This window comes from Klebsiella sp. GG_Kp175 (genome assembly GCF_040062325.1).
Lineage (GTDB): Bacteria > Pseudomonadota > Gammaproteobacteria > Enterobacterales > Enterobacteriaceae > Klebsiella > Klebsiella quasipneumoniae.
Genome location: NZ_JBEAFX010000001.1, coordinates 525,703 through 545,324 on the forward strand (window position 1 = coordinate 525,703; position 19,622 = coordinate 545,324).

General features: G+C 60.4%; 18 protein-coding genes. 9 read left to right on the plus strand and 9 right to left on the minus strand.

What is annotated here, in order from left to right:
* The first annotated feature begins 148 nt into the window (after positions 1-148).
* Together mltA and tcdA are read left to right on the plus strand one after the other, a co-directional pair.
* The gene (gene mltA, locus ABLU73_RS02700; protein ID WP_002915579.1) at positions 149-1,246 is read left to right on the plus strand and encodes a murein transglycosylase A; all 1,098 of its coding nucleotides are present in this window, start codon (positions 149-151) and stop codon (positions 1,244-1,246) included.
* 87 nt (positions 1,247-1,333) lie between these two features.
* Positions 1,334-2,155 (plus strand): tRNA cyclic N6-threonylcarbamoyladenosine(37) synthase TcdA, encoded by an 822-nt coding sequence (tcdA, locus tag ABLU73_RS02705; RefSeq protein WP_043520792.1) that lies wholly within the window; start codon positions 1,334-1,336, stop codon positions 2,153-2,155.
* A 26-nt stretch (positions 2,156-2,181) separates the two neighbouring features.
* On the opposite strand, the gene csdE is transcribed toward tcdA, so the two are convergent.
* Together csdE and csdA are read right to left on the minus strand one after the other, a co-directional pair.
* A complete protein-coding gene (csdE, locus tag ABLU73_RS02710; RefSeq protein ID WP_043520790.1) occupies positions 2,182-2,613 on the minus strand; it encodes a cysteine desulfurase sulfur acceptor subunit CsdE in 432 nt (143 codons plus the stop codon).
* Positions 2,613-3,818, minus strand: coding sequence for a cysteine desulfurase CsdA (gene csdA / locus ABLU73_RS02715; protein ID WP_004205516.1), 1,206 nt, complete (start codon positions 3,816-3,818; stop codon positions 2,613-2,615). The genes csdE and csdA overlap by 1 nt, the downstream gene beginning before the upstream one ends.
* Before the next feature lie 197 nt (positions 3,819-4,015).
* On the opposite strand from csdA, the gene ABLU73_RS02720 reads away from it, so the two are divergent.
* From ABLU73_RS02720 to rlmM, 4 genes are all read left to right on the plus strand, one after another.
* Positions 4,016-4,240: a YgdI/YgdR family lipoprotein gene (locus ABLU73_RS02720; RefSeq protein WP_002915549.1), complete on the plus strand. Its 225-nt coding sequence runs from the start codon at positions 4,016-4,018 to the stop codon at positions 4,238-4,240.
* A gap of 351 nt (positions 4,241-4,591) precedes the next feature.
* The gene (gcvA, locus tag ABLU73_RS02725; RefSeq protein ID WP_002915545.1) at positions 4,592-5,509 is read left to right on the plus strand and encodes a glycine cleavage system transcriptional regulator GcvA; all 918 of its coding nucleotides are present in this window, start codon (positions 4,592-4,594) and stop codon (positions 5,507-5,509) included.
* A 19-nt stretch (positions 5,510-5,528) separates the two neighbouring features.
* Entirely contained in the window at positions 5,529-5,924 is a 396-nt protein-coding gene (locus ABLU73_RS02730) for a DUF423 domain-containing protein (protein ID WP_002915543.1), read from the plus strand.
* Positions 5,917-7,017, plus strand: a complete 1,101-nt coding sequence (gene rlmM, locus ABLU73_RS02735; protein WP_004205518.1) for a 23S rRNA (cytidine(2498)-2'-O)-methyltransferase RlmM — start codon at positions 5,917-5,919, stop codon at positions 7,015-7,017. Before ABLU73_RS02730 ends, rlmM begins: the two co-directional genes overlap by 8 nt.
* A gap of 52 nt (positions 7,018-7,069) precedes the next feature.
* Here the strand turns inward: rlmM and fucR are convergent, their stop codons facing one another.
* From fucR to fucP, 5 genes are all read right to left on the minus strand, one after another.
* Positions 7,070-7,780, minus strand: a complete 711-nt coding sequence (fucR, locus tag ABLU73_RS02740; protein ID WP_004205519.1) for an L-fucose operon activator — start codon at positions 7,778-7,780, stop codon at positions 7,070-7,072.
* Positions 7,781-7,838: 58 nt separating this feature from the next.
* Positions 7,839-8,261, minus strand: coding sequence for an L-fucose mutarotase (gene fucU / locus ABLU73_RS02745; protein ID WP_114465889.1), 423 nt, complete (start codon positions 8,259-8,261; stop codon positions 7,839-7,841).
* A gap of 1 nt (position 8,262) precedes the next feature.
* The gene (gene fucK, locus ABLU73_RS02750; protein ID WP_023319036.1) at positions 8,263-9,681 is read right to left on the minus strand and encodes an L-fuculokinase; all 1,419 of its coding nucleotides are present in this window, start codon (positions 9,679-9,681) and stop codon (positions 8,263-8,265) included.
* 107 nt (positions 9,682-9,788) lie between these two features.
* Positions 9,789-11,564 carry an L-fucose isomerase gene (gene fucI / locus ABLU73_RS02755; RefSeq protein WP_064187452.1) on the minus strand — a complete coding sequence of 592 codons (1,776 nt, stop codon included), beginning with the start codon at positions 11,562-11,564 and terminating at the stop codon, positions 9,789-9,791.
* 32 nt (positions 11,565-11,596) lie between these two features.
* Positions 11,597-12,907 carry an L-fucose:H+ symporter permease gene (gene fucP / locus ABLU73_RS02760; protein ID WP_004205525.1) on the minus strand — a complete coding sequence of 437 codons (1,311 nt, stop codon included), beginning with the start codon at positions 12,905-12,907 and terminating at the stop codon, positions 11,597-11,599.
* Positions 12,908-13,473: 566 nt separating this feature from the next.
* Between fucP and fucA the strand changes: the two genes are divergently transcribed.
* Positions 13,474-14,121, plus strand: a complete 648-nt coding sequence (fucA, locus tag ABLU73_RS02765; protein ID WP_002915470.1) for an L-fuculose-phosphate aldolase — start codon at positions 13,474-13,476, stop codon at positions 14,119-14,121.
* Between the two features lie 27 nt (positions 14,122-14,148).
* The gene (fucO, locus tag ABLU73_RS02770) at positions 14,149-15,297 is read left to right on the plus strand and encodes a lactaldehyde reductase (RefSeq protein WP_004205528.1); all 1,149 of its coding nucleotides are present in this window, start codon (positions 14,149-14,151) and stop codon (positions 15,295-15,297) included.
* 58 nt (positions 15,298-15,355) lie between these two features.
* On the opposite strand, the gene xni is transcribed toward fucO, so the two are convergent.
* Together xni and ABLU73_RS02780 are read right to left on the minus strand one after the other, a co-directional pair.
* A complete protein-coding gene (xni, locus tag ABLU73_RS02775; RefSeq protein ID WP_023319031.1) occupies positions 15,356-16,111 on the minus strand; it encodes a flap endonuclease Xni in 756 nt (251 codons plus the stop codon).
* 96 nt (positions 16,112-16,207) lie between these two features.
* On the minus strand, positions 16,208-18,151 hold the full coding sequence (locus tag ABLU73_RS02780) for a sigma-54-dependent Fis family transcriptional regulator (protein WP_053810009.1): 1,944 nt from the start codon (positions 18,149-18,151) through the stop codon (positions 16,208-16,210).
* A 272-nt stretch (positions 18,152-18,423) separates the two neighbouring features.
* Between ABLU73_RS02780 and ssuD the strand changes: the two genes are divergently transcribed.
* On the plus strand, positions 18,424-19,596 hold the full coding sequence (gene ssuD / locus ABLU73_RS02785) for an FMNH2-dependent alkanesulfonate monooxygenase (protein WP_348850055.1): 1,173 nt from the start codon (positions 18,424-18,426) through the stop codon (positions 19,594-19,596).
* Positions 19,597-19,622: the final 26 nt, after the last annotated feature.

Sequence of the window (19,622 nt, forward strand, 5' to 3'; positions counted from 1 at the left end):
ATTTTTGTAAGAATTGGCTTATAAAACGCCACGTTGTGGTGTTTTTTTACACAAATCTGTGCCATCGATGAGATCGCGCATTTCAATAGCTCTGGCGCTTTGTTATCTTCAACACGCACTAAGGCTTCGCAGCAAAAGATGAGACACCATGAAAGGACGTTGGGCAAAATACGTAGCGACGGGGGCAATGCTGGCTATGCTCGCCGCCTGTTCCTCAAAACCGACCGACCGCGGTCAGCAATATAGCGATGGCAAGTTCACCCAGCCGTTTTCACTGGTAAACCAGCCGGATGCCGTCGGGGCGCCGATCAACGCCGGCGACTTCTCCGAGCAGGTTAATCAAATTCGTAACGCCTCTCCGCGCCTCTATAACAGCCAGAGCAACGTCTATAACGCGCTGCAGGAGTGGCTGCGCGCCGGCGGCGACACCCGCACGCTGCGCCAGTTTGGCATCGACGCCTGGCAGATGCAGGGCGTCGACAACTATGGCAACGTCCAGTTTACCGGCTACTACACGCCGGTGGTGCAGGCGCGCCACACCCGTCAGGGCGAATTCCAGTACCCCATTTACCGGATGCCGCCGAAGCGCGGCAAGTTGCCGTCCCGCGCCAGCATTTATGCCGGCGCGCTGAGCGACAACTATGTGCTGGCGTACAGCAATTCGCTGATGGATAACTTCATCATGGACGTGCAGGGCAGCGGCTATATCGATTTTGGCGACGGTTCGCCGCTCAACTTCTTTAGCTATGCCGGGAAAAACGGCTGGCCCTATCGCAGCATCGGCAAAGTGCTGATCGACCGCGGGGAAGTGAAGAAAGAAGATATGTCGATGCAGGCGATCCGCGAGTGGGGTGAAAAGCACAGCGAAGCGGAAGTGCGCGAGCTGCTGGAGCAGAACCCGTCGTTCGTGTTCTTTAAACCACAGTCTTTCGCGCCGGTGAAAGGCGCCAGCGCCGTGCCGCTGATCGGCCGCGCCTCGGTGGCCTCCGACCGGTCGATTATTCCGCCGGGAACCACCTTGCTGGCCGAGGTACCTCTGCTGGATAATAACGGCAAGTTTAACGGCCAGTACGAACTGCGTCTGATGGTCGCCCTCGACGTTGGCGGGGCCATCAAAGGCCAGCATTTCGACATCTATCAGGGCATTGGGCCTGACGCTGGCCACCGTGCCGGCTGGTATAACCACTACGGCCGCGTATGGGTGCTGAAAAACGCGCCAGGCGCGGGAAATGTTTTTAGCGGCTAACACCCCTGGCCGTGCCTGTTGACCAGGGCGCCCGGATGACGCCGTTTGCTGCGGCCTCCGGGCGCTGTCATTTTGTTCTGAGGTTCTATGTCTGTTGTAATCAGCGATGCCTGGCGCCAGCGTTTTGGCGGTACGGCACGTTTATATGGTGAAAAAGCGCTGCAATGTTTTGCCGACGCCCACGTCTGCGTGGTCGGGATCGGCGGGGTCGGCTCGTGGGCGGCGGAAGCGCTGGCGCGGACCGGCATCGGGGCGATCACCCTTATCGATATGGACGATGTCTGCGTTACCAATACCAACCGCCAGATCCACGCCCTCAGCGGCAACGTCGGGCTGGCGAAAGCGGAGGTGATGGCGGAACGTATTCGCCTGATCAACCCGGAGTGTCGGGTGACGGTGGTGGATGATTTCGTAACCCCGGAAAACGTGGCCGAATACCTGGGCGCCGGCTTCAGCTATGTCATCGACGCCATCGATAGCGTCCGGCCAAAAGCGGCGCTTATTGCCTGGTGCCGCCGCTACAAAGTGCCGCTGGTCACCACCGGCGGGGCAGGCGGCCAGATTGACCCAACGCAGATCCAGGTCGCTGACCTGGCGAAGACCATCCAGGATCCGCTGGCAGCTAAACTGCGCGAGCGTCTGAAAAGCCAGTTTGGGGTGGTGAAAAACAGTAAAGGCAAGCTCGGCGTGGACTGCGTATTCTCTACGGAAGCGCTGGTCTACCCGCAGGCGGACGGCAGTGTCTGCGCGATGAAGAGTACGGCGGAAGGGCCGAAGCGGATGGACTGCGCATCCGGCTTTGGCGCCGCGACGATGGTGACCGCGACCTTCGGGTTTGTCGCGGTGTCGCATGCCCTGAAGAAGATGCTGGCGAAAGCGCAGCGCGACGCTGCGGCTTCCGGGAAGTAGTTCGGCGGGTAAGCGAAAGCTTGAGATTAGCGCTCGCGGGCGGCGGCGAGCACCGCCTCGCTCAGGGCGCTGAGGCCCTGGCTGCGCGAGGCGCTGAGCTGGCCGCGCAGCCCCAGCTCGTCGAACAGCGCCAGCGGATCCTGCGCCAGGATCCCGGCGCGGGTTTTTCCTTCCACGGCAGTTAAAAGTACCGCCAGCAGACCGCGCACAATCCTTCCTTCGCTGTCGCCAAAGAAGTGCAGCCTGCCCTCGGCGTCCTCCTCATAGCCCAGCCAGACGCGGTTCTCACACCCGGCAATCTCATGGGCCTGCGCTTTGCGCTCATCGGTCAGCGTCGGCAGCTTTTTGCCCAATAAAATCAGCTGCCGATATTTATCCTCCCACTGGTTCAGCGGGGCGAAGGTCTGGCGCAGCGTGGCGTCGGTAATGGTCGTGCCGAAGGGGTGCAGGGTCGTCATTAATCCACCAAAATTTCCAGGGCGCGATCCACCGCGTGGACCAGCGCCGCAACATCGTCTTGGGTATTGTAGGGGGCGAAAGAGGCCCGCAGCGTGCCGCTGACTCCTAAAGCCGCCAGCAGCGGCTGGGCGCAGTGCTGCCCGGCGCGCAGGGCAATGCCGGACTCGGCCAGCAGCGTCACCAGATCGCTGTGATGAATACCGTCGAACTCAAAGGCGAGCAGGCTTGACTGCTGGCAGCGGAAAGAGCGGAAGCCCGGCCGTTTCGCCAGCGCCTCTTCCGCCAGGCTCGCCAGGCTGCGGCTCCAGTTTTCCGCCTGGCCGATATCGCTCTGCGCCAGCCACTCCAGCGCGGCGCTGAGGCCGATAACCCCGGCGACATTGGGCGTACCGGCCTCAAGGCCATAAGGGGCCGGCTGTGGCGTAAAGCCGTCAAAGCTGACTTCGGCGATCATCTTCCCGCCGCCGAGCCAGGGCGACATCGCCGCCAGCAGTTCGCTTTTGCCGTACAGGGCGCCGATCCCGGTCGGGCCATACAGCTTATGGCCGGAAAAGGCGTAAAAATCGATATCCAGCGCCTGCACGTCCGCGGGGAAATGTACCGCCCCCTGCGCGCCGTCGACCATCACCACCATCCCGGCGGCGTGAGCAAGGCGGATGGCCTGAGCCAGGTCCGGGCAGCCGCCGGTGACGTTGGACATCTGGCCGATGGCCAGCACCCGGCTGCGCGGGGTAATGAGCGCGCTGAGGCTGGCGATATCCGGCAGGCGGTCGGCGCCGAGCGGCAGCTTGACCACTCTGGCGCCGGTTTGCCCGGCCACCATAAGCCAGGGCACGAGGTTGGCATGATGCTCGGCTTCGCTAACGAGAATTTCATCGCCAGGCTGCAGGCGCGGCCGGACGTAGCTCTGCGCCACCATATTGATGGCCTCGGTGGTCCCCCGCGTCCAGACGATATCTTTGCCTGAGGGGGCGTTCAGCCACGCCGCCACGCGCTCGCGGGCCGCCTCATAGCGCTCGGTCAGCCGCTGGGCGGCGGCGAATTGACTGCGGTGGACGTTGCCGGCGCTCAGGCGATAAAACTGGTCGCTGGCGTCGATCACCGCCTGCGGTTTGAGCGCCGTCGCCGCGCTGTCGAGATAGACGCCGGCATCGGCCAGAGCCGGAAACTGCGCGCGAAAGTGCGCAGGGTTGAATGCGTTCATGGAATTCCTCGTATCAATACCGCGATCGTCGCGCAATTTGTCGGGCGTGACAAGGCCTCTGCGCTCTGTGGAATTGTCCGAATGTGACTCCACGTGGGTCAAAGAGGGTTATGCTGAAAAGTGTTGGGTTTGTGTTTTAACCTATTACTTAACGAGTCACGAATAGTATAAATAGCCGTAAGGAGAGAAAAATGAAAATGACTAAGGCCGCTGCGATTATCTCTGCCTGTATGCTGACTTTAGGCCTGAGCGCCTGTTCCTCTAACTATGTGATGCATACCAATGATGGGCGGACCATCGTTACCGACGGGAAACCGCAAACCGATAATGATACTGGCATGATCTCGTATAAGGACGCGTGGGGCAACAAACAGCAGATCAATCGCTCTGACGTGAAACAGCTGGGTGAGCTGGACGAGTAAGGCAGTAAAAAGGCAAAAAAAAGCACCGCGCGTTGCGGTGCTACATTAAATCACTATGGACAGACAGGGTAAATGTACAGGAAGTGAAAAGGGGTAGCCTTGCTACCGGGGTCTGCAAAGACAGACCAATTGCAAACACAACAACACAACATCACAACCGTAAGCCAAAAGCTTGATGGAACACGCATTCCAAAAAAAGCTTCTCGTTCCGGCTCAGGAAGTGCCGCCACTATAGGTATTTGCTGGTAGAACCTCAACGGACAATTTATAATGGCTCAGATAAAAAAAACTAATAGGTTAACCATTGTTTCCTATTTGTTAAATTGAGTTAACATCTAAGCCAGAATAACCATGTCGAAGCGATTACCTCCTCTGAATGCATTACGTGTTTTTGATGCAGCCGCACGCCATCTCAGCTTCACTCGGGCAGCCGATGAGCTTTTTGTGACGCAGGCCGCAGTCAGCCACCAAATCAAGTCTCTCGAGGATTTTCTGGGCCTTAAGCTGTTCCGTCGGCGCAATCGTTCGCTGCTGTTAACGGAAGAAGGGCAGAGCTATTTTCAGGATATTAAAGAGATTTTTTCGCAACTGACGGAAGCGACGCGTAAACTGCAGGCGCGCAGCGCCAAAGGGGCATTAACGGTCAGTTTATTGCCAAGTTTCGCCATCCAGTGGCTGGTGCCGAGACTGACAAGCTTTAACTCAGCTTATCCGGGAATCGACGTCAGGATCCAGGCGGTGGACCGTCAGGAGGATAAGCTGGCGGACGATGTCGATGTGGCGATTTTTTACGGTCGCGGCAACTGGCCGGGCCTGCGTGTGGAAAAACTGTACGCCGAGTATCTGCTGCCGGTCTGTTCCCCGCTGCTGCTCACCGGCGATAAAGCATTGAAAACGCCTGCCGATCTGGCGCAACATACGTTGCTTCACGATGCGTCCCGCCGCGACTGGCAAACTTATACCCGCCAGCTTGGTCTAAGCCATATTAATGTGCAGCAGGGGCCGATTTTCAGCCACAGCGCGATGGTGCTGCAGGCGGCCATTCACGGGCAGGGCGTGGCGCTGGCCAACAATGTCATGGCGCAGTCCGAGATTGAAGCCGGTCGCCTGGTGTGTCCATTTAATGATGTTCTGGTCAGTAAGAATGCGTTTTACCTTGTTTGCCATGACAGTCAGGCAGAACTGGGTAAAATAGCCGCTTTCCGGCAGTGGATTCTGGCGAAAGCGGCAAGTGAACAAGAAAAATTCCGCTTTCGTTATGAACAATAATTACTTGTAGGGTAACAACATGACCAGCCGTTTTATGCTGATATTCGCCGCGATTAGCGGCTTTATCTTTGTGGCTCTGGGTGCCTTCGGCGCGCATGTCTTAAGTCAATCGCTCGGCGCGGCGGAGATGGCCTGGATCCATACCGGCCTGGAGTATCAGGCCTTCCATACCCTGGCGATTTTTGGTCTGGCGGTGGCGATGCAGCGTCGGATCAGTATCTGGTTCTACTGGAGTAGCGTGTTTCTGGCGTTAGGGACCGTGCTGTTCAGCGGCAGCCTCTACTGCCTGGCGCTCTCTCATTTACGCCTGTGGGCGTTCGTGACCCCGGTGGGCGGCGTGAGCTTCCTCGCCGGCTGGGTGTTAATGTTAATTGGTGCAATTCGTCTGAAACGTAAGGGCGTTGTTCATGAATAAGGTTGTCCTCTATTGTCGCCCTGGGTTTGAGAAAGAGTGCGCAGCAGAAATTACCGATAAGGCAGCCCGCCTCGAGGTGTTTGGTTTTGCCCGGGTCAAAGAAGACTCCGGCTATGTGATTTTTGAAGGCTATCAGCAGGATGATGGCGAGAAGCTGGTGCGCGATCTGCCGTTCAGCTCGCTGATCTTCGCCCGCCAGATGTTTGTGGTGGGCGAACTGCTGCGCGACCTGCCGCCGGAGGATCGCATTACGCCGATCGTCGGCATGTTGCAGGGCGTGGTGGAGAAGGGCGGCGATCTGCGCGTCGAGGTGGCGGACACCAACGAAAGCAAAGAGCTGATGAAGTTCTGCCGCAAGTTTACCGTGCCGCTGCGCGCGGCGCTGCGCGAAGCGGGCGTCCTGACCAGCTATGAAACGCCGAAGCGTCCGGTGGTGCATGTGTTCTTTATCGCCCCGGGCTGCTGCTATACCGGCTACTCGTACAGCAACAACAACTCACCGTTCTATATGGGCATTCCGCGGCTGAAGTTTCCGTCCGACGCGCCGAGCCGCTCCACCCTCAAGCTGGAAGAGGCGTTCCACGTCTTTATTCCGGCGGACGAGTGGGACGAGCGCCTGGCAAACGGCATGTATGCCGTTGACCTCGGCGCCTGCCCGGGCGGCTGGACCTATCAGCTGGTGAAACGCAACATGTGGGTCTCTTCGGTCGATAACGGCCCGATGGCCCAGAGCCTGATGGATACCGGCCAGGTGACCTGGCTGCGTGAAGACGGTTTCCGCTATCGTCCTAACCGCAATAACATCTCGTGGATGGTCTGCGATATGGTGGAAAAGCCAGCGAAAGTGGCGGCGCTGATGGCGCAGTGGCTGGTCAACGGCTGGTGCCGGGAGACCATCTTCAACCTCAAGCTGCCGATGAAAAAGCGCTATGAAGAGGTGTCGCAGAATCTGGCCTACATTCAGGCCCAACTGGACGAGCACGGCGTTAACGCCCAGATCCAGGCGCGTCAGCTGTATCACGATCGTGAAGAGGTGACCGTTCACGTGCGTCGCCTGTGGGCCGCCGTTGGCGGACGTCGCGACGAGCGTTAATCACTCACCCTCAGGCCAGAGACGCGCATGTCCTCTGGCCTTCGCCGCATGCTTAAGGCTGCGGCGCATCCGACACAATATGCGTCACCTCATCCAGATGACCAATCCTCGCTTCGCCGGAGCGGTTGAACTTGCTTTTGTCGATCAGCAGCAGCGACTGCGCCGCCCGCTTAAGCAGGATCGATTTGAAGTCGGCATTGAAGGCATTGGAGTCCCACAGCGCGCCCTGCGGGTCGATGCCTTCGCAGGAAAAAATAAACAGATCGATCTCCAGCGATTTCAGCTGGGAAATCAGCGCCGGGTTAACGTAGCAGCCATATTTCCGCTGCAGAGTACCGCCGGAGCAGGTGAGCATGATCTGGTCGCGTTTAGCCAGCTCCTGACAGATGGGCTGGCTGTTGGTAAAGACGTGCAGCGGGCGGTCCGGCAGCTGGCGGGCGAGATACCAGCAAGTGGAGCTGGCATCGAGGGCGATGACCATCCCTTCGTCAATCCAGGCCAGCGCTTCGCGGGCGATATCGGCTTTATGCGCGTAATGGCTTTTCAGCCGCATGTGAAAAGGGTCGCCGCTGTCCTGGCTGCGCTGGTGGATCACTTTAGCCCGGCCGTGGTTGCGCAGCACTTTGCCCTGCGCCTGCAGCTCGCTGAGATCGCGGCGAATGGTTTCCCTGCTGACGTTGAGCTGTTTTGACAACGTTTCGGTGGTCAGGCTGCTGTGGTTGATCAGGAGATCGACGATCGCCTGCTGGCGGGCCGCTTTCATTTATTCTCACCCCATCATTGATTGAGCGTCTGCATCAGGCAGACGCTCCGGCATGAGATTACGGCGTGACTCCTTTTTTTAAAAGGATATTTCCGTACTTAGCGCACTCTCCTGTGATAACGATCGCAAAGGCTTTTTGCGCCCGGTCGTAGAAGGCAAAGCGGTCAATCCGCACGATATCCGGGCAGGGGACCTGCGCCGAAAGCGCCTGCCGATAGCGCTGTTCCACCGTCGGGTCGAGCGCATCGCCTTCGACGGCGGCCATCATCACCAGCGGCGGCGCATATCTGTCTAACTCGAACAACGGGATAATCGCCTGCAGCAGATCGCTGACCCGCAGGCCGTCGGCCCGAATCACCTGCGGACCCATGCTGTGCGCCGGGAAGTGGGCATCGGAAAAAATAATTTCATCCCCATGGCCCATTTCGGCCAGCACTTTCAGCAGTTCTGGCGATATCAGCGGGGAAATGGTTTTGAGCATCTCAGGCTTCCTCTGTTAATTCAGGTTCAGTTTGCGGCCAAAAATAGCGGTAGCGGTACGCGACCTGCGCTCTGGCCTGTTCCGGGGAAGAGAACTCGCCCACGCCATACCAGCCAAACATCGCCGCGCCGGCCACCGTGGTTTCGGCATCGTCGAGAACTTTGATCGGTATTCCCAGCCGGTCAGCCTTGATCTGGTTCCACAGCGCGTTGCGGCTGCCGCCGCCGACCAGCAGCAGCTCTTGCGCCCGGAAGCGGCCGATGTTTTCCAGGGTTTGCAGATGCTTCGCCAGCTGGTCGCTTAACCCCTCCAGCGCGGCGCGGTAAAAATGGCCGCGGGTGGTGTTGAGCGTGACGCCCTGCCAGCCGGCGTGCTGGCTGGCGAGCAGGTCGCACTGCATTCTGACGCCCTGGGCACCGGGCGGGATCGCCTGCGCTTCGTCAATCAGCGTTTGCCACGGGGTGTCAGTGTTCCACAGTAGCTTGCGCACCCATTCGAGCACGCCGGAGGCCAGCCACTGCATCCCCGGGTTATAGCGGCCCGGCTGGCTGTCCAGTTCGCAGGTGGAGCCGCTGTAGTCACAGAGCAGCGAAGTGTCGACCTGCGCGCTGCGCACCATCAGGATCTCCCAGGTCCCGGAGGAGAGCACCGGCTCATCCTGCCCGGCGCCGGCGCCAAACAGGGCGAACTGGGTGTCGTGCCCGGCCGAGATAACCGGGACCCCGACGGGAAGGCCCAGCAGCGCAGCGGCCTCCGGCAGCAGGGCGCCGATCGGCTGGCCTGCTTCAACCAGCTGCGGGAACAGGCGGCGCGGCAGGCCGGTCGCCTGCAGGATCGGCGCGCTGAAATCGCGCTGCCGGAGATCGAGCATCTGGCTGGTGCCCGCCATGGTGAGGTCGGTGGTGAACTCCCCGGTCAGCCGATGGTTGATCAGCGACGAAATAAACAGCCAGGCATGGGCCTGCGCCAGCAGCTGCGGGTGGTTCTCTTTCAGCCAGATCAGCTTATACAGGGTGTTGAATGCAAAGGCGCCGACGCCGGCGATTTGCTGCAGCTGGCGCGCGGACATATACCGGCTGATGGTGTCCATTACCGCCGCGGTGCGCGGGCATTTCCAGCTGATTATCGGATACAGCAGCGCACCCTGCTCATCCACCAGCGCGCCATCGACGCCAAAGGTCGTGACGGTGATGCCGCGCACCGTGCAGGAGGCCAGCTGGTCATGGATCTGCCGACAGCAGTCGGCAAAGCGCTGCATAATGGCCTCCAGCGACCACTGGTGCCAGTCGCTTTTTTCCGCCGCAATGTCGCTGGCGTTCGCCGTTGCGGCGCGGGCGATAATGTTCCCCTGTCGGTCAACGGCCATCGCCCGCACGTTCGTGGCGCCGCAGTCGAGGACCAGGATTACGTCTTGCTTCATAGTGACTCCCGAAACAACATTGCCGAATGGCGCGGCGCTTATCCGGCCTACAAACAGCGCGCGTCTGTAGGCCCGGTAAGCCTGCGCCACCGGGCGAAACCCACCTGTTAACGCTTATACAGCGGCCCGTAGTTCTGGCAGGCGCGGTAGTCCTGGCCTTCGATGTCCATACCGTGCGCGGCCCAGGCGGAGGGGCGGTAGATTTTCGCCGCTTCCACGTTGTGCATGCAGACCGGAATGCGCAGCATGGCGGCGAGGGTAATGAAATCCGCGCCGACATGGCCGATGGTCAGCACGCCGTGGTTGGCGCCCCAGTTAGCCATGACCGAGTACACATCGCTGAACGGGCCTTTGCCGGTCAGGCGCGGGGCAAACCAGGTGGTGGGCCAGGTGGAGTTGGTGCGGGCGTCGAGCTGGTCGTGCATCGCTTTGGGCAGCGCCACGCTCCAGCCTTCGGCGATTTGCAGTACCGGTCCCAGGCCTTTGATGATGTTCACCCGGGTCATGGTGAACGGCACGCCGCCTTCGGTCAGGAAGCGGGAAGAGAAGCCGCCGCCGCGGAAGTATTCATGGATCGCCGGGCACCATTCGGTGGCCGCGAGGCAGGCATCCGCCTCGTTCTGCTCAATCTCCCAGTGAGGTTTCATCGTCGGGTTGCCCTGCGCGTCGCGCTGCTGGCAGGAGCCGTCCAGCGCCGCGGAGCCGGAGTTAATCAGGTGAATGATGCCGTGCTCCGCCCGGCCGGTGAGCGGCTGCCCGGTGACGCGCTCTACGGCCTCCGGCGACCAGTAGGTGCGCACGTCGGCAAACACCTGGGCGGTGCCGGTGAGCTGGTGGCCCATCAGCATGGCCACGCCGTTGAGGCTGTCGTTTTCGGTGGCGACGACGAACGGCTCGCGCACGCCGTTCCAGTCAAAGGAGCTATTGAGCAGCGCTTCGGCGGTATCGCCATTGGGGTATTGATCGGTCCAGTGACGCTGGCCCTGGAAGCCGGCGGCGATGGCGTTGTAGCCCAGCGACTCCTCCACCAGCCCTTTTTCCGCCAGCTTCGCGTTGCCCTGCATCATGTCGCGGATGCACATCGCCATCAGCAGGCTCTCTTTCAGCACCGCGCGGCTCTGCGCCTCATTGCGCTTATACTGCTCGGCGTTCTGATCTTCGCCGTAGCGGAAATGTTTATCCGCCCACGCCAGCGCCATCTCCAGCTCGGTTTCATCATAGATTTTCTGATCGATTCGCCGGCGCAGCTCCGTCATGTCGACAGCCTGAACCTTCATCCCGAGCCAGGATTCAAAGAAGTTGTGGTCGACGATGGAGCCGGCGATGCCCATTGAGACGCCGCCCAGCGACAGATAGCTTCTCCCTTTCATACTGGCGACCGCCAGGCCAGCGCGAGCGAAGCGCAACAGTTTTTCTTCGACATCCGCCGGGATCGAGGTGTCATCGGCATCCTGCACATCATGCCCGTAGATGGAGAACGCCGGGATCCCTTTCTGGCTGTGGGCCGCCAGCGCCGCGGCCAGATAGACCGCTCCCGGACGCTCGGTGCCGTTGAAGCCCCAGATGGCCTTCGGGCGCAGCGGATCCATATCGATGGTTTCGCTGCCGTAGCACCAGCAGGGGGTGACGGTGATGGTGACGCCAACGTTCTGGCTGCTGAATTTCTCTTCACAGGCGGCCGACTCGGCCATGCCGGCGATGCAGGTATCGGCGATCACGCACTCCACCCGGGCGCCGCAGGCATGGCGCAGCTTCTCACTGATAAGCGCGGCGGTGGCTTTCGCCATGTTCATGGTTTGCGCTTCCAGCGATTCGCGAACCCCCATGCGACGACCATCGATTACCGGGCGGATACCGATCTTCGGTAAGCTGATTTTTTTCATTACAGATCCCTCAGGTTATGCGGATAACAGGTTTAGTTCGTCGCCGCTTGCGAGCGGAAACGGGCAAAAATAAAGATGATGGCGAAGCACAGCGCCGGAACCAGTTCGGCGGTCGGGATATTGCCGGCGGCGTCGCTGACAAAGCCCATTACCGGGGTGACGATCCCGCCGCCGATGATGGTCATGACGATAAATGACGAGCCATATTTGGTGTCCTGGCCCAGGTGCTTAATCCCCAACGAGAAGATGGTCGGGTACTGAATGGACATAAAGGCGCTGCACAGGGTCAGGGCCAGCAGACCGACGTGGCCGCCGCTGAAGGCGGAGAGCAGACAGAGCAGCATGGCGATAAGCGCATAGATAGCGAGCACGTTATGCGGCGCGAAGCGGCGGATCAGCCAGGTGCCGGTGAAACGGCCAATAAAGAAACAGACCATGGTGCCGGTCAGGTAGTTGGCGGCGAAACCGGCCGTCATGCCCGGGATCTCTTCGACAGCGTAGCGAATCAGATAGCTCCAGCAGGCGGTTTGCGCACCGACATAGCAGAACTGAGCCAGTACCGCCCAGCGCCAGTGGCGGATGCGCATCAGGCGCGACAGCGAGGCGAGAAACGTGCTCTGCGCGCTGTCGCTGTGGTCATCGCTTTGCAGCGACGGGAAACGGGTACAGACGATCAGCAGGGCGACCAGCAGCACGATGGCCACGATAATCATATAGGGGGTTTGTACCGACAGGACCAGGCTGTGCTTCCAGGCGCCGAGCTGCTCTGGCGTCATTTTATCCAGCACCTCCTGCGGCTGATGCGGGACGTTGGACAAAATAAGGCTCTGGCCAAATACCACGGCAATAATGGCGCCAAATGAGTTAAAGGTCTGGGCCAGATTCAGGCGGAAGTGACCGCCGCTTTCCGGACCGAGGACGGTGACAAATGGGTTGGCCGCAGTTTCCAGACAGCCAAGCCCGGCGGCGATAATAAATAACCCAATCAGGAATAAGGTGTAATTCATTACTTCGGCGGCAGGCCAGAACAGCGCGGCGCCACAAGCATATAAAAACAGACCCGTAAGAATGCCGGCTTTATAGCTGAGTTTTTTCATCAGCATCCCGGCGGGGATGGGAATAATAAAATAGCCAAAATAAAAAGCCGACTGGATTAATCCGGCCTGAAAATTAGTCAGGGTAAAGGCCTGTTGAAACTGCGGTAATAAAATATCATTGAGATTATTGGCCACGGCCCACAGAAAAAAGAGGGAGCACAGCAGAGCAAAAGGAATAATGTAGCTCTTACTTTGCCCGCTCTCCATGGCGCGGTAACTTTGCGTTGGTATCGTTGTGTTTCCCATAGCGTCCTCATCAGTTCAGAAGCATTTACAACAGCATTCAGGGCGCAGTCTGGTGCTGCAGCAGACCGCAAAATTAAGTGAGCTCAGGTGACGCGCCGGTGAGTGAAATGAAAGTCACGGCGGAACTCATGGCTTCATTTTCAAATAAAAACCGCCTGTTAATATGATGAGGGTCACACTTAACGCTCTGTGGACCATTTTATGTGATAATTGTCACTTTAATTTTTCAAAATGACTGACCGTTTGAGGAAATAAATTCACAAAACCACAACGCCAATGACCGATTGAATATATATCGTGGAAAACGGGCAAATGTTACAGAAAAATAAAATGCCCGCTTGAAGAAATATTTTTAAGAACGGGCATTTTCAACATCCGCTTAACCAGTTACATCCCTTTTTTTATGATGGAATAATTGACGTGGTTCACAAAATATAGCGATGGAAATTCCCCTGCGATTATTCAGGCTGAAGATGGAGATCATTATTCAACCTATCCCACGGTCGCCAACAATAATTATGTTGCCCTGCCGTTGACGGATGATGAGTCGCTAAAAGAGGAAAACAATGGAAAGAAACAGACTGGCCCGGCAGATTATCGATACCTGCCTGGAAATGACCCGCCTGGGGTTAAATCAGGGGACCGCCGGCAATGTCAGCGTGCGCTATCAGGGGGGGATGCTGATCACGCCCACCGGCATCCCGTATGAAAAACTGACGGAAGACAAGATCGTCTTTATTGATGCCGACGGTCAGCATGAGCAGGGAAAACTGCCCTCCAGCGAATGGCGTTTTCATCAGGCGGCCTACCAGACGCGACCCGATGCCCAGGCGGTGGTCCACAATCACGCTGTCCATTGTACGGCGGTGTCGATCCTCAACCGGCCCATCCCGGCCATCCACTATATGATCGCCGCGGCCGGCGGGAATTCGATCCCCTGCGCGCCCTATGCCACCTTCGGCACCCGCGAACTGTCTGAGCATGTCGCGGTGGCGCTGAAGCACCGCAAAGCCACGTTGCTGCAGCATCATGGCCTGATCGCCTGCGAGGCCAGCCTGGAGAAAGCGCTCTGGCTGGCGCATGAAGTGGAAGTCCTGGCCCAGCTCTATCTCAGCACCCTGGCGATTACCGACCCGGTCCCCGTGCTGGATGACGAGGCGATCGCCATCGTGCTGGAGAAGTTTAAAACCTACGGATTACGCATTGAAGAGTGATGCCGCAACCCTAACAGGAGAGACGCGATGGCAAACCGAATGATCCTCAACGAAACGGCGTGGTTTGGCCGGGGGGCGATAAACGCATTAACCGATGAAGTGATGCGGCGCGGTTATCGCAAGGCATTGATCGTGACCGACAGGACCCTCGCGAAGTGCGGCGTGGCGGCAAAAGTCACTGACAAACTGGACGCCGCCGGGCTGGCATGGGACATGTTCAGCGACGTGATCCCGAACCCCACCATCGCCGTGGTTCAGCAGGGGTTGCAGGCCTTTCAGCGCAGCGGGGCGGATTACCTGATCGCCATCGGCGGCGGTTCGCCGCAGGATACCTGTAAGGCGATCGGTATTATTCAGCGTAACCCGGCGTTCGCCGATGTTCGCAGCCTGGAGGGGCTGTCGCCCACCCGTCAGCCCAGCGTGCCGATCTTCGCGGTGCCGACCACCGCGGGTACCGCGGCGGAGGTGACGATTAACTATGTCATCACCGATGAAGAACAGCGGCGCAAATTCGTCTGCGTCGACCCGCACGATATTCCGCAGGTGGCCTTTATCGATGCCGATATGATGGACGCCATGCCGCCGGCGCTGAAGGCGGCCACCGGCGTGGACGCCCTGACGCACGCTATCGAAGGGTACCTCACTCGCGGCGCCTGGGCGTTGACCGATGCGCTGCACCTCAAGGCCATCGAGATCATCGCCGGCGCGCTACGCGGCTCGGTTGCCGGCGACGCCGGAGCGGGGGAAGCTATGGCGCTCGGCCAGTATGTGGCGGGAATGGGATTTTCCAACGTCGGGCTTGGCCTGGTGCACGGCATGGCGCATCCGCTCGGCGCTTTTTACAACACGCCGCACGGCGTGGCGAATGCCATCCTGCTGCCGCACGTGATGCGCTTTAATGCTGAGGCGACCGGGGAAAAATATCGCGATATCGCCAGGGCGATGGGCGTCAAAGGGGAAGCGTTAAGCCTGAGCGCCGCGCGTCTGGCGGCGGTGGAGGCGGTGTGCCAGCTAAACCGCGATGTCGGTATTCCCGGCCATCTGCGCGAGGTGGATGTCAGGAAAGAGGATATTCCGGCGCTGGCCCAGGCGGCGCTGGCGGATGTGTGTACCGGCGGCAACCCGCGCGAGGCGAGCCTGGCCGATATCGTCGAGTTATATCAGGCGGCCTGGTGAGGGGCCGGCCCGGGGGAAGCAGGCGGTGCCGCCGCGCCGGCACCACGCTCGGGTAGGGTCAGCGCGTCAGCCGCAGCTGCTGCAGATTACCATCCAGCTGGAGGTCGGTCTGCAGGCGGGCCACTTCCCGGCAGGTGAAGGCCATCTCCTGATGCGCTGCCAGCTTTTTGCGCCACTTTTCCGGGACCTCTGCCAGGCGGGCATACAGCCCCTCCAGGTCCTGAAACTCGTTCAGCAGCTGGGCGGCGCTTTTCGGGCCAATGCCCGCCACGCCCGGCACCTTCGAGCTGCTGATCCCCGCCAGCCCCCAGTAATCCGCCAGCTGCTCCGGGGTGACGCCGAACTCACTGGCGATGAAGGGGGCGTCCAGCCAGCGCTTCTGAAAGTAGTCGCGGATGCGGATGGTGGGCGACAGCAGCTGGCAGTAGCCTTTGTCGGTGGAGACAATGGTGGCCTGATGGCCCGCCTGGGCCACCTTCACCGCCAGGGTGGCGGCGAGATCGTCCGCTTCGCTGCCCGGCGAGGCCCAGCAGCGGATCCCCCGCTGTTCGAAGGCGGCCCGCAGCGCCGGCATCTCGGCGACCAGCGTATCCGGCATCGGCGCGCGGCCGGCTTTGTACTCCGGCAGGCGCTGGTGGCGCCAGCCGTGGGCGCGATCCTCATCATCAAACACCGCCACCGCGTGGGTGGGCTGACTGTGGACAATCAGCTGCTCCAGCGCATGCAGGCAGGTATCGACGCAGGGCGAACCCTGCACCGCGTGGATGCGGCGGATCAGATTTAACGCGTCGACGATTAACAGATGAACAGCCACAGATACCCCCTTATTCTCAGCGTCTTTAGGGTAACATCGCCATCGGATCGAGGCTATCTGCGCCTGAACAATCAGGAAGATAACGCGCAATTTTCGCTAACTGACCGCCATCAGCGAGCTGGCGACGCCGGGCACGGGCTCGCCGTACCACACCGCTTCCCGCACCGGGACCGGTTTGGTGATAAGCCCGAGGGCGTAAAAGCGATCGGCGATGGTCTGCTGGGCGCGGATCACCGACAGATCCATCGGCCTTGGGCGATGGCTACGGCGGGCGAGGGCGATGCGCAGCGACCGGGCGTCAATCCCCAGCTCTGCTGAGAGTAAGCGGGCCGCTTCGCCACGATGCGAGTCGATAAACTGCCCGGTGTGGGTCAGCTCCGTCAGCAGGCGGCGCATGATATCGCCGTGCTGAGCGAGATAGTCCCGTCGCGAGAGATAAAACTGATGGTTGTTAACCCGTCCTTCGCCGCTGGCGACCACCCGCAGCTCGCCGGTGTGTTCGGCGTCGCTGAGCAGCGGATCCCACATCATCCAGGCGTCCACCGCCAGATAGTCGCTGGCGGTCAGCGGGTATTTCGGCGGGGTATAGACCACCCGCACGTCGTTCAGCCCCAGCCCGGCGTCCTCGAGGATCTGCAGCAGCAGCCAGTGGACATTCGACCCTTTATTGAGGGCGATGCGTTTTCCGCGCAGATCGCTGAGCTGGCGAATGTCGCTCTCCTGCGGGACGACCATCGCCACGCTGCGCGGCGCCGGCGGCTCCCACGCCACGTACATTAGTTCGCTGTTGCTGGCCTGGGCGAACACCGGCGGCGCTTCTCCGGTGGTGCCAAAGTCGATCTCGTTGCAGGCGAGGGCGTGAAGGAGCTGCGGTCCGGCGGGAAACTCGCTCCACAGCACGTTGACGCCGAGGCTGGCGAAGGCGGTCTCCAGACTCTGGCGGGCTTTCAGGATCCCGAGGCTGCCGAAGCGCTGGTAGCCAATGCGCAGCTCGCGATCGGCGCCGGTCGCGCTGGCGAATGCCCGCGGCGGCGCAGGCGGACGGCGGCGGCTTTTGATCAGCCCGAGGTTAGCGAGCTGGGTGCGTAAGGTATGCCGACTGATCCCTAACAGCGCGGCCGCCTGGCTCTGATTATCGTCGCAATGCGCCATGGCGTGGCGGATCAGCGCGCTGGTCACCCGCTGCCACAGCGGCTCGCCGGGAAGCGCCAGCTGGTGGCGAATAAAGTCGTCCAGTTCATGATCGCTCGCCGGCGACGGGGCGTCGTTGAGCGTCGCCAGGCGCAGCTGGGCGGGGCTAATCTCCTCTTCTTTACTGAGCAGCACCGCGTTGTGCAGGGTGTTTTCCAGCTCACGAATATTACCCGGCCACGCATAGTCCATCAGCCGGGCCAGCGACTCCGGCGCCAGACGCAGGGTTGGCCGGCCGAGGCGGCGGGCATAGAGCGATAAAAAGTGGTGAGCCAGCTGCGGGATATCCTGCCGACGCTGGCGCAGCGGCGGCAGCGGCACCACCGCGATATTCAGCCGATAGTAGAGATCTTCGCGAAAGCGGCGCTCGCGGATTGCCTGGGCCAGGTCGACGTGAGTGGCGGCAATCACCCGGACATTCACTTTAATCGCTTTGCGCGAGCCGACGCGGGTAATTTCGCGCTCCTGCAGCACCCGTAACAGCTTGACCTGCAGGGGCAGGCTTAATTCGCCGATCTCGTCCAGCAGCAGCGTCCCCCCTTCCGCGGCTTCAAACCAGCCGGGCTGTCCCTGCTGCGCGCCGGTGAAGGCGCCTTTCTCATGGCCGAACAGTTCGGCTTCGGCAAGGCTCTCGGTTAGCGCGCCGCAGTTAACGGCCAGAAACGGCTGCTGGCGGCGGGGACTGTGGTGATGGAGATAGCGCGCCACCACCTCCTTGCCGGTGCCGGTTTCGCCCACGATCAGCACGGTAGCCTCCGTCGGCGCGAGCTTGTCCAGCAGGCTCTGGAAAGCCTTCGATGCCGGGTCGATCAGCGCGGGCGCGGTGGAAGGGGATTCTGGGTTCAGCATAGCGGGCCTCCGGTCGTTGACCTCCTGAACTTATCCTGCGGCGGCGGCGGAAACCAGAGGGGGAAAGGCCGACGGCTGTTGCAAATGCGCCAGCGGATGCGCGGCGGCTGCGGGATTTGCAACAGCACGACGCGCGTGGGATGTTTTCAATTCCTTGATTTTAAAAATGTAATTTTTTATTCACCATTGGCATGATTATCGCTAACACTCATATAACCAAATTAAAACTTATCTTCGATAAATATCAGATATGGTTATATAGGAAATAGATAATGACGCAGCAAGTTCCCGACAAGATCAATGTCTTCTGGTTCTTACCTACCCATGGCGATGGCCGCTATCTGGGCACCACCGAGGGTGGACGTCCGGTCGATTTACCTTATCTGCAGCAGGTGGCGCTGGCGGCCGACAGCCTGGGTTATTACGGCGTGCTGATCCCCACCGGTAAAAGCTGTGAAGATTCGTGGCTGGTGGCCTCGGCGCTGGCGCCGTTAACCCGCCGTCTGCGCTATCTGGTGGCGGTCAGACCGGGTCTGCAGCCGCCCACTCTGGCGGCGCGGATGGCGGCCACCCTCGACCGTTTATCGGAAGGACGGCTGCTGATCAATGTCGTCAACGGTGGCGACCCGGTGGAAAACAAAGGCGATGGCATCTTTCTCAGCCACAGCGAACGCTACCAGGTGACCCGCGAATTTCTCGACGTTTACTCCCGCCTGCTGCTCGGGGAGAAAGTGGACTATCACGGGGAGCATATTCATGTCGAGGGGGCGGAAGTGCTGTTTCCGCCGGTTCAGGAGAATGGCCCGCCGCTGTACTTCGGCGGCTCTTCTGAGGCGGCTATCGATGTGGCGGCCGAACAGATCGACAGTTATCTAACGTGGGGCGAACCGCCGGAACTGGTGGCGGAGAAGCTGGCGGTGGTGCGCGAGCGCGCCGCGGCCCGCGGGCGCACCCTGCAATATGGCATCCGTCTGCACGTCATCGTGCGCGAAACGGAAGAGGAGGCGTGGGCCGCCGCCGACCGGCTGATCGCCCATCTTGACGACGACACCATCGCTCAGGCGCAAAAGATCTTCGCCCGCATGGACTCGGCTGGCCAGGCGCGGATGAGCGCCCTGCATCAGGGATCGCGCGACAATCTGCGTATTGCCCCTAATCTGTGGGCCGGCGTCGGGCTGGTGCGCGGCGGCGCGGGTACCGCGCTGGTGGGTAACCCTCAGCAGGTGGCGGAGCGCATCCGCGAATATCAGGCGCTCGGCATCAGCAATTTTATCTTTTCCGGCTACCCGCATCTGGAAGAGGCACACCGCTTCGCTGAGCTGGTGATGCCTCTGCTGCCGCTGGAAAACGCGGCCTCGTCGAAGGCGCGCAGCGTGAACACCGGTCCGTTTGGCGAAACCATCGGCGGCGATAAGCGCCCGGTGCGCCAGGCCAGCGCCAGCTGATGGCCAGGAGCGCGACCATGAGACAG